The organism is Acinetobacter sp. YH12129, assembly GCF_013418685.1.
Taxonomy (GTDB): domain Bacteria; phylum Pseudomonadota; class Gammaproteobacteria; order Pseudomonadales; family Moraxellaceae; genus Acinetobacter; species Acinetobacter amyesii.
Map to the genome: position 1 here is coordinate 32369 of NZ_VPBP01000001.1, position 14136 is coordinate 46504.

13 protein-coding genes and 1 riboswitch are annotated in these 14136 nt (G+C 41.9%); of the genes, 4 read left to right on the forward strand and 9 right to left on the reverse strand.

Annotation, left to right across the window (positions count from 1 at the left end; genetic code table 11):
• Positions 1–6: 6 nt before the first annotated feature.
• The gene (gene ftsW, locus FTU65_RS00160) at positions 7–1203 is read left to right on the forward strand and encodes a putative lipid II flippase FtsW (RefSeq protein ID WP_111884862.1); all 1197 of its coding nucleotides are present in this window, start codon (positions 7–9) and stop codon (positions 1201–1203) included.
• On the opposite strand, the gene FTU65_RS00165 is transcribed toward ftsW, so the two are convergent.
• From FTU65_RS00165 to FTU65_RS00195, 7 genes are all read right to left on the reverse strand, one after another.
• A complete protein-coding gene (locus FTU65_RS00165) occupies positions 1192–1452 on the reverse strand; it encodes a zinc ribbon domain-containing protein (protein WP_180064886.1) in 261 nt (86 codons plus the stop codon). The genes ftsW and FTU65_RS00165 overlap by 12 nt on opposite strands.
• Positions 1453–1537: 85 nt before the next feature.
• The gene (gluQRS, locus tag FTU65_RS00170) at positions 1538–2455 is read right to left on the reverse strand and encodes a tRNA glutamyl-Q(34) synthetase GluQRS (protein ID WP_373683438.1); all 918 of its coding nucleotides are present in this window, start codon (positions 2453–2455) and stop codon (positions 1538–1540) included.
• A gap of 4 nt (positions 2456–2459) precedes the next feature.
• Positions 2460–2987, reverse strand: a complete 528-nt coding sequence (gene dksA, locus FTU65_RS00175) for an RNA polymerase-binding protein DksA (RefSeq protein ID WP_078189438.1) — start codon at positions 2985–2987, stop codon at positions 2460–2462.
• Between the two features lie 209 nt (positions 2988–3196).
• Complete coding sequence (cpdA, locus tag FTU65_RS00180) at positions 3197–4000, reverse strand: 3',5'-cyclic-AMP phosphodiesterase (RefSeq protein WP_078192576.1); 804 nt, start codon at positions 3998–4000, stop codon at positions 3197–3199.
• Positions 4001–4010: 10 nt separating this feature from the next.
• Entirely contained in the window at positions 4011–4631 is a 621-nt protein-coding gene (locus FTU65_RS00185) for an NUDIX domain-containing protein (protein ID WP_180039952.1), read from the reverse strand.
• A gap of 76 nt (positions 4632–4707) precedes the next feature.
• The gene (thiC, locus tag FTU65_RS00190) at positions 4708–6603 is read right to left on the reverse strand and encodes a phosphomethylpyrimidine synthase ThiC (protein WP_180064884.1); all 1896 of its coding nucleotides are present in this window, start codon (positions 6601–6603) and stop codon (positions 4708–4710) included.
• A 116-nt stretch (positions 6604–6719) separates the two neighbouring features.
• A riboswitch (TPP riboswitch) is annotated at positions 6720–6846 on the reverse strand.
• 102 nt (positions 6847–6948) lie between these two features.
• The gene (locus FTU65_RS00195; protein WP_180064910.1) at positions 6949–7935 is read right to left on the reverse strand and encodes a hypothetical protein; all 987 of its coding nucleotides are present in this window, start codon (positions 7933–7935) and stop codon (positions 6949–6951) included.
• 314 nt (positions 7936–8249) lie between these two features.
• On the opposite strand from FTU65_RS00195, the gene FTU65_RS00200 reads away from it, so the two are divergent.
• Complete coding sequence (locus FTU65_RS00200) at positions 8250–9605, forward strand: TolC family outer membrane protein (protein WP_180064883.1); 1356 nt, start codon at positions 8250–8252, stop codon at positions 9603–9605.
• An 83-nt stretch (positions 9606–9688) separates the two neighbouring features.
• Positions 9689–10405, forward strand: a complete 717-nt coding sequence (gene phoU, locus FTU65_RS00205; protein WP_078189433.1) for a phosphate signaling complex protein PhoU — start codon at positions 9689–9691, stop codon at positions 10403–10405.
• A gap of 59 nt (positions 10406–10464) precedes the next feature.
• On the opposite strand, the gene FTU65_RS00210 is transcribed toward phoU, so the two are convergent.
• A complete protein-coding gene (locus FTU65_RS00210; protein WP_180064882.1) occupies positions 10465–12261 on the reverse strand; it encodes an ABC transporter ATP-binding protein in 1797 nt (598 codons plus the stop codon).
• 171 nt (positions 12262–12432) lie between these two features.
• Here FTU65_RS00210 and FTU65_RS00215 point away from each other — a divergent pair, with 171 nt between their 5' ends.
• Positions 12433–13059 (forward strand): alpha-ketoglutarate-dependent dioxygenase AlkB, encoded by a 627-nt coding sequence (locus tag FTU65_RS00215; RefSeq protein ID WP_180062784.1) that lies wholly within the window; start codon positions 12433–12435, stop codon positions 13057–13059.
• Positions 13060–13289: 230 nt separating this feature from the next.
• On the opposite strand, the gene FTU65_RS00220 is transcribed toward FTU65_RS00215, so the two are convergent.
• Positions 13290–14066 (reverse strand): IclR family transcriptional regulator, encoded by a 777-nt coding sequence (locus tag FTU65_RS00220; protein WP_180064881.1) that lies wholly within the window; start codon positions 14064–14066, stop codon positions 13290–13292.
• Positions 14067–14136: the final 70 nt, after the last annotated feature.

Here is a 14136-nt window from a genome sequence, read left to right on the forward strand (position 1 = left end):
AGTTGTATGGCTGGGTTGGCTCAGACGACCATAAATAGAATAAATGAAGTTGTAGAGCGTTGGCTTCCTCGGTTACCTGCCGAGGTCAACGTGCGCAATGTTCTGGTGTTCTGTGTTTTGGCATTGTTGTGTATTGGTTCGATCATGGTGGCATCTGCATCTATGCCCTATGCAGAACGCATGCATGAAAATGCCTTTCATTACATTTCACGACACGGTATTTCGATTGCCGCCGCCGCCGCCGCCGCCTATATCGCCTATAAAGTGCCGTTGAATGTTTGGTTTAATAACACCTTCTTTTTATGGATTATCACGATTATCTTACTGGCTGCTGTATTGGCTGTCGGGACAGAGGTCAATGGTTCTAAACGTTGGATTCGTATTGCTGGTTTCACCTTACAGGCTTCGGAAGTCGCCAAAGTCATGATGGCGATATTTACCGCGGACTATGTGGTACGACGTGCTGAAGAAGTTCGCAATAACATCAAGGGCTTGGTACGATTGGCAGTGATTATGGCTGCAACTGTCGGTTTAGTCATGGCAGAGCCTGATTTAGGGGCGACGGTGGTGATTGCCTTAACTATGCTAGGGGTATTCTTCCTCGCAGGTGCACCGTTGATTCAGTTCGCAATTGCCTTTGGTGCGATCATCATGGCCTTTGTGTTCTTGATTTTATTTGAACCTTATCGTTTAGAACGTTTGATGTCCTTCTCAAATCCATGGAATGATCCATTAGGCGCAGGCTACCAGTTGTCGAATGCATTAATGGCTTTTGGTCGCGGTGAATGGTTTGGTGTCGGCTTGGGTCATAGTATTCAAAAAATGTCGTATTTACCTGAGGCACATACCGACTTCATGTTGGCGGTTTTGGGCGAAGAATTTGGCTTCTTTGGGATTTTGACCGTATTGACGCTGTCATTTGTGATGTTGGTCTGCTGTATTCGCATTGGTCATCGTGCTTTACGTCATCAATACTTACGTGCAGGCTACTTGGCTTATGGCATTAGTATTATCTTCTTGCTGCAAATTTTGGTGAATGCCGGCATGAACATGGGCATGCTTCCTACCAAGGGTTTGACCTTACCGTTTATTAGTTATGGGGGGTCTTCTTTGATTATCTGTGCGGTTATGGTGAGTCTGATATTAAAGATCGATGCCACGACCAAAGAAGTAAACCCAAGTAAAGAAGAATCAAGCTTCTAAATTCGTATCTCGTTGCGGATCGGGAGATGCATGGTGGAGGACACTGGCTGGCATCTCCGTTCCACAATGGAGACATTTGACAAAGCTGGCCTTGGCTTTAGAAAGGGGAATCAATGGGATAAAAAATAAAGAAAAATAATTACGTTGCTGTTTTAACTCATACTGAGTTCTGCTGCGGCAGACAGGGCAAGTAAATTGGCTCTTTTCAATGACTTTGGGTTTCGGACCAATTCCAAAAATAAAAAACATTAGGCTCTCCAATGGTCGATTGATCACTTTATTAAAGCATAATTCAATTGAATATCGAGTGATTGGCTCAGATAGGGATGTGGGTTTATTGATAGATTTGAGGCAATGCTGTGCCATGGGGAATTTGTTGAATATCCCACTGCGCAATCGCCTGTTGTAGCATAATACGTGGCGTATCCAAGTCGACTGGCGGTTGGTGTAGGGCTTGCAATGCTTGTTGTAATAAAGGTCCCGCTTGGCTTAAATCAAGAGCTTGAGCCATATTCTGTTTTGACAGTTTTTGTCCCTGATTATTCATTGCCAATGGCAAGTGCATGTATTCAAGGCGTGGATAACCCAAAACCTGTCCGAGCCAAATTTGACGTTCGGTATTGTCCAAAAGATCAGCCCCACGTACAACATGGGTCATCCCTTGTAGGTAGTCATCAACCACGACAGCAAGTTGATAATTGATAATGCCATCACGGCGTTTTAAGACAAAGTCACCCAAATCCTGTTGCAGATTGGAGCAATGCGTCCCTTGTAAGCGGTCGGTAAAACAAATCTTCTGTGCATCGACTTTGATTCGAATAGCCTGATCCTGAAGGGGAAGGCCAAGATTACGACATGTGCCTTGATAGATATGATTTGAACCGAGCATTTTTCGGGTGCATTGACAAGCATAGACCAAGTCTTGGGCATGCAAATGCGCAATGACTTGCTCATAGATTTCAAGGCGGTCTTTTTGGAAAATGATCTCGGTATCTGGTTCGAATTGAAATGCATCAATACAACGTAAGATGTGTTCTTCGCTGCCGGGAAATATACGTGGAATGTCGGTATCTTCGATACGAACGACCCATTGCCCCTGATGGGCACGGGCATCGCAGTAGCTTGCGACTGCTGTAATTAAAGAGCCAAAATGCAAAGGGCCGGTTGGCGATGGCGCAAACCGACCCACGTAATGCTCTGCAGCTTTCCCTCCCTTATCTAAAGGGAGGGCTAGAGAGGAATTACTCAACACAGAATTAACCGTTATTTTGCTTCTCTTTGATCTCTGCAAGTGTTTTGCAGTCGATACATAAAGTTGCTGTTGGACGTGCTTCTAGGCGACGTAAACCAATTTCGATACCACACGTTTCACAGAAACCGTAGTCATCATTTTTAATCGCTTCAATTGATTGTTCAATTTTACGGATCAGTTTACGTTCACGGTCACGTGTACGAAGTTCAATCGCAAATTCTTCTTCTTGCGTTGCACGGTCGTTCACATCTGGAAGCGCAGTATTTTCGTCTTGCATGGTATTCAAAGTACGGTCTACTTCAGACATTAACTCAGCTTTCCACGCCAATAAGATGTGACGGAAATGCTCAAGTTGCCCTTCAGACATGTATTCTTCATTCTTTTTAGGCTGATAAGGTTCAATACCAAATAAGCTTGCAGTAGAACCACCTTCAGTCGCCTTTGGCTTTGATTTGCGCACGCGTTTGGTAGACTTTTCGTCTACTACATCAGTTTGTTCGTCTAAGACTTGATTTTGGTTGTCATTCGCCATGTAGGGCATTCCTCATCATATGCATATATCTATACGCAAAAAATATGGTGATATGCAAGTTTTTTATCCACCCAACACAGAGTTTCCTTCTGTGGGGGTCGTCATCATATAGACTTTTTCTGCTTATTGATAGTCTTTGATGTTTGGATTCTAACTATCACTTTTCCTTTAGAAGCCATAAAGTAAAGCAAAAAAATCAAATTGAAAAGTTAATAACCTGAAATTTCAACATTAATTTGAGGTTGTTTTAATTTGACCCGAACAACTTCAGTTTTAAATTCACCATTATCATTCAGATAGAGTGCACGATACCCTGGTAAAGCCTCATCTAAGGCAAAATTTTCACTATGCGGTTTGAACTGAACACTGGTCGAAGGCGTCGATAAAAACTGAATATTGCGCCATTGATTAGACGAGTCTTGATGTACGTGTCCGCATAGTACAATTTTGACATTGTCATGGCGTGAAAGCACATCTATGAGATGTTCAGCGTTCTTTAGTTTATGCTGATCTATCCAATGCGATTGCATGGCAAAAGGGTGGTGGTGGCATGCCACAATGATGTGTTGCTGTGGGTGTGCTGTGAGTAACTGATCTAATTGTTCCAACTGCTGTTGTGATACCCAACCATCCACTTTTCCTTTAACCGCACTATTCAGTAAAATCAGACACCAATTGCCTAATGCGATGCAGTGAGCACGATCTTCCTGTTGATGAAATGGGAAGCAAGACGCTTCGTCATGGTTCCCCGGAATCTGATAAAACGGAAACGGCTGCTGTTGCATATATTCGAGATAACGCGCATAGGTACGCTCTACCGGCACTTGTGCAAGATCGCCAGTATGGACAAGCGTATCGATGTGATGATGGTTCAACTGAATTTGTTGAATCACATCGTGAAAACTCTGCTCTGGATTCATGCGGACAAACTCAAGATCTTCCTGATCCATTAAATGTGTGTCCGAGATCTGGATCAGTGTCCAGTCGTATTGTGGTGTATCCCTTAAAGTCATGTCCTTCCCCTTAGACATTCCTTGTAGTATGTATTTGTTGTTGTAACCATTGCAAGGCCATAATGACAGGTGCGTTTTTTAGCCGACCATTGGTTAATAATTCAGGAATATCAGCATAGTTTAAGATATGCAATTGAATATTTTCTCCTTCATCAGGCATGCCAAAGACTCCACCATGTTCAGGCAGTTCAGCTTCAGCACTATATAGGTGGAATAATTCCGCGCAGGCACCCGCAGAGGGATAAAAACTAAATAAATGCTGTAGCGCATCTAATTCACAGCCTGATTCTTCCAAACTTTCACGGCGGATACAGCTTTCAGCAGATTCATCACCATCGAGCACGCCGGCAATGATCTCAAGTTGCCAAGGTGAAGTTTCATCATCAATCGCCCCAATTCGGAATTGTTCAATTAAGGCAAATTTTTGTTGTTGATGACTATAGATCAGCACACCTGCTGCTTCAGGACGATGAATCAATTCACGCTGAATGGTTGGAATCATGCTGTCTTGATGGAATAAGCGGTGTCGAAGCAGAACTTTTTCAACTTGAATAAAGCCTTTATAAAGATGTTCACGCCCTTCAATGCTGTAATCTTTTTTGTTATATGTGGCCTGTTTAATAATATTCATAAGCGCTAATTAGGATGAAATCTTCCATTTCATCCTAACCGAGATTTTGTTGAATACAAAAGATTTTTTTTAAGCTTTACACTTTGTGGTACAACTTTTGACCATGTTCATGATAGGCCGCTTTCATGCTCTGTAAACCTGTTTCAATTTCAGGATTAGATTCTGAAGAAAGCTGCATATCTTGCTGATTTTTTGCATAATCTCTCACATTTTGTGTGATTTTCATCGAGCAAAATTTAGGTCCACACATCGAACAAAAATGGGCCGATTTATGTGCTTCTTTCGGCATGGTTTCATCATGCATGCTGCGCGCTGTATCAGGGTCTAAGCTCAGATTAAATTGGTCTTCCCAGCGGAATTCAAAGCGTGCTTTCGACAATGCATTATCACGGGCCTGCGCACCGGGATGACCTTTAGCAAGGTCTGCGGCATGGGCTGCAATTTTGTAGGTGATAATGCCATCTTTGACGTCTTTTTTATCTGGTAGACCTAGATGCTCTTTCGGGGTCACATAACACAGCATAGCCGTGCCGTACCAACCAATCATTGCCGCACCAATCGCAGAGGTAATGTGGTCATAGCCTGGTGCAATGTCAGTGGTGAGCGGTCCAAGCGTGTAGAAGGGCGCTTCTTTGCAAACCTCAAGTTGTAGATCCATATTTTCTTTGATCATGTGCATAGGGACATGGCCTGGACCTTCAATCATGACTTGTACATCATGTTCCCATGCACGGTGAGTCAATTCACCTAAGGTGCGTAATTCACTAAATTGAGCTTCATCGTTGGCATCTTGAATACAGCCCGGACGTAAACCATCACCTAAACTGAATGACACGTCATAGGCTTTCATGATTTCGCAGATTTCATCAAAATGCGTATACAGGAAGTTTTCTTCATGATGCGCTAAGCACCACTGCGCCATGATGGATCCGCCGCGTGACACAATCCCTGTTAAACGGTTGGCGGTGAGAGGAACATAACGAAGCAGTACGCCTGCGTGAATCGTAAAGTAATCGACACCTTGTTCGGCTTGTTCAATCAGCGTGTCTTTGAAAACTTCCCAAGTTAAGTCCTCTGCGACACCATCAACTTTTTCTAAAGCTTGGTAAATCGGTACGGTGCCAATCGGTACAGGTGAGTTGCGAATAATCCATTCGCGGGTTTCATGGATATTTTTACCTGTCGATAAATCCATGATGGTGTCAGCGCCCCAACGAGTTGCCCAAGTCATTTTTGCCACTTCTTCATCGATGCTTGAACCAAGTGCTGAGTTACCAATGTTGGCATTGATTTTCACCAAGAAGTTACGACCAATAATCATCGGTTCACATTCAGGGTGGTTAATGTTGGCAGGGATAATGGCACGACCTTCAGCCACTTCTTGACGTACAAATTCTGGGGTGATTTCAGTTAAATTGCGTGCGCCAAAATTTTGACCGGCATGTTGGCGCATATCAACACCTTCGCGCTGGCGCTGATTTTCACGAATCGCAATGTATTCCATTTCAGGGGTGATGATGCCTTGTTTGGCATAGTGCATTTGAGACACATTGTGTCCACGACGAGCGCGACGGGGTTTTGAAATATGCGCAAAACGAATCTCTGCAGTACGAATATCTCGAAGACGCTCTTGTCCAAATTTTGAAGTTAAGGTATCGAGTATTTCCGTATCATTTCGAGACTCGATCCAAGATTCACGGACATTAGGTAGACCTTGATTCAGGTCAATTTGAATATTGGGGTCTGTATAAGCACCAGAGGTGTCATAAACCATGATCGGCAGATTTTTTTCTCCACCCAGACCTGTAGGCGTATCTGTAAGGCTAATTTCACGCATTGGTACGCGAATATCTGGACGTGAGCCTTGGATATAGACTTTCTTTGACGCGGGGAGAATACGAGTGAGATCTTTAGCATCTTGTTCATGTTGAGCAGCGCGATCTGAAGCGGTGAGATTCGTTAATTGGTTCATTGCGATGATCCTTATGAATGACATCAACGAATCAAGCACGACCAAAAACGTGGCGGTTTATCTGATGGATTCACCTGAAAATAAAGGCGTAAAACCAAGAGATAAGAAGGGCTTAAGTTTTTAGATGGCTTGATTCCTACGCAGGTATTAACCTGATCAGGTTCAACGGTACTCATCCTTAAATTTAGCGAACTAAATTTAGATGATCTCAGCAGGAAATTACCTGCGCTCCGTCAAGCTTTATGCGGATATTAGCATGAAGGCTGTTTTAAAACAGTGTTATTTTTCATCGATTTTGCAGTGCAGAATTTTGGCTAGGCACATGTGCAATTGAACTTGCATTGGCTAAGTAGAGGACTGATTTACACAGATGGCGTCACTAAAACAGTCTTTCTTATAATGCGGATCAGGATTGCGGACACCAATTAAATTCAACAGCTGCGCTTCTGATCGCTGATTAGATGCAGCAGTATTTTGATCTAATAATTTTAAAAATAAACGCGCCTGATCTGCCAATTTGGAGTTTTTTAATTGAGCCAAGCGTTCAATTTCTTCTAAAGAACTGGCTTGAATACTGAGGCGGTCTGAAAAGTCATTGGAAACTGGACTATGTGCCGAACCAATAAATAACAACTGGCTATATTGATATAGTAATTGTTGTGCATCTTTTTTGTAGGGGCTATCTGGATATTGTTTGAGATAGTCTTCCCAAAAAATTGCACGTGTCGCAATCTCTTGTGGCTCAATGGCTAAACTTTGTTGCAGCAAGGCAGGTTGTGCATTTTGTTCAGCCAGTTTTTCAATAAAGACTTGCTCAGATTCTTCCATATAAGGCGCAAAAATTTTGGCTAAATATTCAGGACTGCGGCGATAGCGTAATTGTCCTTCACCTGCATCGAACAACTCCACATAAGCTTGGCCTTTATGTTTCAGTAAATACTGATCTCGGGCAGTGAGCTGCTCATAATGATTTTGTTGAATGGTGGGATGCTGAGCCATATCAAAGGCAAATTGTTCGAACGCCATTTGCTGTTGAGCTGTACGTTCAACATGTAAAAAGTTGCGATACATTTGATTGGACAAACGCAGTAATTTTTTTTGTTCGTCCGCTTTTAATAGCGGTAAGCAGACTTTGAGATCTTGGTTGATTTGTTCTAAAGCGAAAGTTGTGCGTTGATCGTCTATTTCCAGCATATTTTTTTCAAGTTTTCTGCACAGCAAAGACAAATCGACTGCTTCTTTTTGAACAGTCTTATTGTTGGGAAACTCTGGTGCAGGTTGAGGTTCAGGCTGTTGTTGGCATCCATTCAACATACTGAAACATAAAAACATTGCACTAAACTTTGCAGGCAGCTGAAAAAATTTTGACACAGGAACTCGATGCGCTATAGAAGTGGTATTGTCCGATGGAATGTCGACTATTTTATAGATGAAACACGTGCAATATGTGTACTATTGTACAGTTCTTTGTTATAGCGTTGTGAGTAGTGTCTGAAAACGACTGAAATTATCCGGTTTTGTCGCATTTGATATAAAAAATTAATAAAAATCATACGGAAATTTGCAAGGATATGATTAGTATCTGCTTAGTTTTAGGCTTGAATATTCAATCTCGGGTATTTGAATATTAGGAATTTACAAAAAAAATGAACAAAAAAGTTGTGGTGGGTCTTTGTTTGCTTTTCACGAGTCAATGGGCGTGTGCGCTAGACCTTGTGCAAGCTTATGAACGTGCAAAACAGGAAGACCCCAATTGGCAAGCCAATAAACTACAATATGAAGCAGATAAGTTGAATTTGGGGATTGCCAATGGGAACTTACTCCCGACGGTAACAATCTCCGGAAATGTGACCCGAAAAAATCAAAATTCCAACCAAAGCGGTGCTCAAGCAGGGCTGATCATGCCGGACAGTACCACAACAAGACAAATTGCGCTTACTGCTCGTCAGCCCATTTTTCGTTGGGATGCATGGGAAGGGCTGAAGCAAGTCAAAACCTCGATTAATTTAAGTGAAATTAATCTGCAGATTCAAAAACAAGATCATATTTTAAATGTCTCTGAAGCTTATTTTAATGTCCTACGTCAGCAAGCATTGACGGTTGCCAACTTACAAGAAGAACAGGCGCTATCTGAACAGCTGCGCATGATGAATGCTAAATTAAAAGAAGGTTTGGTGGCAAAAAGTGATGTCAGCGAAGCCAATGCACAATATCAAAATGCACGGGCAAACCGCATGGCAACCAATGTTCAATTGGTTTTGGCGCAGGAACAATTACAACAGTTGATTGGGCCATATCGAGAAAATTTGGCGGTGTTACGTGAAGATTTTCAGTTTGAAAAACCGATTCCAAACAATGTACAAGCGTGGGAAGAACTGGCTCAGGAGCAGAACCTAGGCATTTTACAAGCGCGTATGCAACAACGTTATGCGGAAGATGGCAAACGCGTCGAAAAAGCCGCCTTATATCCTCAGATTGAAGCGGTAGGGACCTATGGGTATAACAAGCAAAGTCCACAATCCATCATGTCGCAAGATGGTCAATTTGATCAGGTGGGGATTGAAATGAACTGGAATGTGTTTAATGGTGGACGGACACAGAAATCCATTAAGCAAGCGGCGATCAATGTTGAAAAAAGCCAAGCACAGGTGGATGCAGCGATTCGAAAAGCACAAACTGATGTAAAAAAATCATATATGCAAGTCGAAACGGATCAAAGTAAATTACAGGCACGTAAAGCTGCAATGGATTCTTCCGCGCAAGTGTCATTGGCCTCACAAGCCCAGTATCAGGAAGGTCTGAAAACCATGGTTGATGTGCTACTGGCACAGCGTAATGCCTTTTCAGCCCGTCAAGATTATCTGAATTCTAAGTACGATTATTTAATTCATGTTCTACAACTTAAAGCCTCAGTTGGGAAATTAACGGAAGCTGATTTAGTGGAAATGAATGCATGGTTGGTCGATCAGAAAAATCAGCCATCGATCCTACTAAAGAAATAATCCATGGTCATAAAAGTTTCACAATCAATATGCTTTAATATGGCACTAAAATCTGCCGATTCACGTTGTAGTGGAGACTCGCTTTGCCTAATAATCCTGTTTTAAACCATCACATTTCTTCGCAATTCAATGAAGAGTTGCAGGATGTGCATACCAAATTTATGACCATGGGTGGTTTGGTGGAGCAGCAGGTTGCAAATGCCATTCATGCCTTATTGGATACGGATGCAACGATGGCGATTGATGTTCAATTTCAAGACAATACGGTGAACCGTATGGAAACTGAAATTGATGAAGCGCTTACCCTAATTTTGGCGCGTCGTCATCCTGCTGCGATTGATCTACGCATGGTGATTGCGATGTCGAAAGCCAACACCGATTTAGAACGGATTGGTGATGAAGCGGCAAAAATTGCCCGTATTGCACAAAGCTTGTGTGAAGAGGGTGGTTCACCGCGTGGTTATATGGAAACACGTCATATTGGCAACCAAGTCCGCGTAATGATTCATGATGCGCTCGATGCCTTTGCACGTTTGGATGTAGATCAGGCTTTACGTGTCCTTTTGGCCGATGCTGATATTGACCGCGAGTACCAATCGGCAACCCGTACCCTCATGACGTATATGATAGAAGATCCACGGCACATTACTCGGGTGATGAATGTACTTTGGGTGCTGCGTTCACTTGAACGTATTGGTGACCATGCTCGAAATATCTCTGAACAAGTGATTTATATGGTGAAAGGTCTAGATGTCCGTCACACCAGTGTTGAAGAAATTGAGCAAAAAGTTCAGCGTTAATTGATTAACATCAAGATGAACGCAGCCCATCACACGATGGGCTTTTTTTCGGTCTAAAATTAACTATGTGTTTCTTCATCTTCCTCAAAAGTCCGGGCGATTTTGTCAATGTTTAAACTTTTCGCCATCGCATCGAAGATTTGCTTATAGGCACCTTCTTGATGGTACAAATCATGATGCTCCCCGTGTTCTACGATTTGTCCGTCTTTCATCACATAGGTGTAATCGGCATCGATAATTTGCGACAAACTATGCGAAATCATGATGACGGTACGACCTTGCTTAATTTGATCCAGACTATTTTTAATTTGTTCAGCAGCGATAGCATCTAAACTTGCAGTCGGTTCATCTAAGAAAATAATCGGCGGATTTTTTAGGAACATACGTGCCAAGGCAATGCGTTGTTGCTGTCCACCTGAGAGCAGTAAAGCATCGGCTTCATAGGCATGTGGCAGTTTTAAAATCTGATCATGGATCGAGGCTTTCCGTGCTGCATCAAAGACTTCTTGCTCTGTGGCTGTACTTTTACCATAGCGAATATTTTCAAAAATTGAACCTGGGAAAATATGATTTTTTTGTAATACCAAACCAATATTTTCACGTAAGTACTGCGTATCAATCTGTTCTAAATCGATGCCATCGAGTTGGATATTGCCCGCTTGAGGATGATAAAACTTATCCAGTAAGCTAATTAATGTTGATTTACCAGCGCCAGATAAACCAACCAACGCGGTAATTTTATTTGGTTGGATGGTCATATTGATACGGTGTAATGCCTGAAAGCCATTGGGATAGCTAAAGTCGACATTGCTTAATTCAAACTGACCTTGAATCGGAGGTTGAGCAGTGCCACTGGTTTCAATTTCATGATCCGCTTCTAAGATGTTAAAGAAGCTTTCCGAATAAATCATTGCAGAGTTAATTTCATCATAGATACGATGCAGCGAGCGAATCGGGGCAGAGACATTATTAAATAACAACACGTGATACATAATCATCCCGATACTCATTTGCCCATCCAAAACAAAATAGGCCGTCAGAATGATGATCAGTACCACACCGACCTGTTCAATAAAGGTTTTGAGTCCGTCAAAGATATAACTGGTTTGCCGTGTCTGCATCTGGTTTTCAGTCAGTGACTTTTGCAGATTTAATTGCTTTTTCGATTCGACGGCTTCTTTGTTAAAAGATTTAATGACCGTTATCGAATTGATAATACTCAGAATACCCTGATTTTTCTTTTCAAAATTTTCGCGTAGGGCACGGCGTTTGCCTGCCAGTTTTTGTGATTGTTTAAAGGTCAGCCAAAAATAAATCGGCACGATAATTGTGGCCACCACGCCAACCCAAACATTGGCATAATACATTAAGCCCAGTGCAATAATCGCACTGGTAAAAAGCGGTAAAATATCAATAAAAAAGATTTGAACTAGTCGTGTGAGCGAGCTGACACCCCGATCAATTCGAGTTTGGAGCTTACCTGCTTGGTTGTCTTGTTGATCGAAGAATGCCAATCGATAGGTGATAAATTTTTCAATAATGCCTTGGGACAAATCCTGAGAAATTAAAATACGTAACTTTTCACCAAACGATTTTTGTCCAAATTGCACGATGGCATTGATGACTTCTTTTCCCAGTAAGACTACGGTGATGGTGATTAATATATGCCAACCATTGGCTAGACCGAGGCCTTGTTGTAAAAGCTGATTGATGCTGTCTACGGCATATTTGAGTGTCAGGGCATTCACCTGTGCCGTGAGTGAGCCAATTAAGGTCAAGATCAGCGTCACGACCACCAGCCAGCGGTATGGCTGTACGAATGGGCGTAATTTTTGGAAAAGTTGCCACAGATTCATAAGCAATTATTTTTATTGTGAATATGAGCTTTAGTCTAAGACTGAAAATTCAATGCGACAAGCGATGACAATGTTTTGATTTGTGACGAGCGTTTTTCAGCTAAGATATTTTTAAATGTGCTCACGACCTCAGCATCACGGTGCTGCGCCTAACAGTGTTGAGTTGAACCGATGAATTTTGAATTATTTGCGCCTGAACCGCATGCAAACCTGCTGCCCTATGATGGTGAAGTTGAAGATTATGGACTGATCTTCAATGCTGAAGACAGTGAAAAATATTTACGCTATTTCCTCACGCAGTTGGCTTGGCAGCATGATGAAGTCATTTTGCATGGACAGTATTATCAAACGGAGCGAAAAGTGGTTTGGTATGGAGATGCCCATTATGAGTATCACTATTCAGGCATGCAAAAGCAGGCATTGATTTGGAATCCAGCTTTACTGCGCTTAAAGCAACATATTGAGCAACGGTTGGGTCAGACGTTTAATTCCTGTTTGGCCAATTTATACGAAAATGGTACGCAAGCGGTGGGGTGGCATAGTGATGATGAGCCATCTTTACTTTCACCCACACAGCAGGTGGTGATCGCATCTTTGAGTTTTGGCGCAAGCCGAAAGTTTTGCTTTAAACATAAAAGCACCCAAGAGAAAGTACAGCTTTTACTGCAAAGTGGACAGTTGATTGTGATGCGTGGGAAAACCCAACGGTATTGGAAACATGCCCTAATGAAGTCGATGAAAGTGACCGAGCCGAGGGTGAATTTAACCTTTCGTTATTTCTATGATCAACAGCCATAAAAAAAGCCCATATCTAGATGAGCTTTTTTCTTTCTCTGAGGAAGAGTATAGCGACAATCAACTGAAATCATGGAACACATGATTGAGATGACTGCTAAAGAACAATAATCATATTATGATAATATATCTGGAATTTATAATTAATAAATTCAATTAACAACATGGATTTATCAGATTAATTAAATAGCGTCTTTACAATATTGCATCAGTTATGCGCAAACAGATCAGGCTTAAATGGCGTCCGATTCTTCCATCATACTGCTGTATTTTTTCTCAATACGCGCTGTACAGTCTTGCAGCATTTCTACGACTTTTTGAAAATTCATAAATTCAAAACGATTTTTAGACGCCAATAGGGTCAAAGCAAGTGGGGGTTCTTTACTGGAGAATTTAATCGGAATCGATAGGCTTGACATATTCGGGTCAACTTCACCATTGGAAAAATAATACCCCTGCTTTTTAATCTTTTTCATTTGCAGCATAAATTCTTCTTCATTATGCGCAAAACCAACTTGAGATAACTCGTCCGCAAAACGGTGGTAATAATCTAAAATCCGTTGCTTAGGTAACTGCGACAAAATCACTTTAGATGATGAGCCTTTATACATCGGACGCGGGCTACCTCGACCATAAGCCAAGGCAGTATAGTCTTTGTAAAGTTCATGATGCACATCAATACAAGAGTCGATATTCAGATGCGTCAATAAGCAACAAGACTCTGTGCGTTCCACAATTTCTTTCATGAAGGGAATGCTAATTTGCACCAATGGATCGGTGGTGCGAGAAATAAAATCAAGCACAGCAATTTTTGAACCCAGTGTGTAGTCGCCAGAAGTCCCGCTAAGGCGCTGCAATAATTCAGCAGAAACCAGTTCTTTTAAATAGCGATAGCTCGTTGGTTTAGATAAGCCTAATTCTTCACTAATAATGTCGACATTGATGATGGGACGAGCAACTGAAAATAAGTCGAGTACGGTGAGAATTTTACCAAAACTGGAAAGCGCCATAAGAACCTGCTTGGTCACAATAAAAATGAATCGTTAAGTTACTTTATAACAAATTGTTCGGCCTGATGTT

Bases quoted from the DNA above. Each gene is read 5' to 3' on its own strand.
- FTU65_RS00195 (WP_180064910.1), bottom strand. From the start codon at position 7,935: ATGTTTTTATGTTTCAGTATGTTGAATGGATGCCAACAACAGCCTGAA.
- thiC (WP_180064884.1), bottom strand. From the start codon at position 6,603: ATGAACCAATTAACGAATCTCACCGCTTCAGATCGCGCTGCTCAACAT.
- dksA (WP_078189438.1), bottom strand. From the start codon at position 2,987: ATGGCGAATGACAACCAAAATCAAGTCTTAGACGAACAAACTGATGTA.
- FTU65_RS00200 (WP_180064883.1), top strand. From the start codon at position 8,250: ATGAACAAAAAAGTTGTGGTGGGTCTTTGTTTGCTTTTCACGAGTCAA.
- cpdA (WP_078192576.1), bottom strand. From the start codon at position 4,000: ATGACTTTAAGGGATACACCACAATACGACTGGACACTGATCCAGATC.
- FTU65_RS00185 (WP_180039952.1), bottom strand. From the start codon at position 4,631: ATGAATATTATTAAACAGGCCACATATAACAAAAAAGATTACAGCATT.
- FTU65_RS00165 (WP_180064886.1), bottom strand. From the start codon at position 1,452: ATGTTTTTTATTTTTGGAATTGGTCCGAAACCCAAAGTCATTGAAAAG.
- FTU65_RS00220 (WP_180064881.1), bottom strand. From the start codon at position 14,066: ATGGCGCTTTCCAGTTTTGGTAAAATTCTCACCGTACTCGACTTATTT.
- ftsW (WP_111884862.1), top strand. From the start codon at position 7: ATGGCTGGGTTGGCTCAGACGACCATAAATAGAATAAATGAAGTTGTA.
- FTU65_RS00210 (WP_180064882.1), bottom strand. From the start codon at position 12,261: ATGAATCTGTGGCAACTTTTCCAAAAATTACGCCCATTCGTACAGCCA.
- FTU65_RS00215 (WP_180062784.1), top strand. From the start codon at position 12,433: ATGAATTTTGAATTATTTGCGCCTGAACCGCATGCAAACCTGCTGCCC.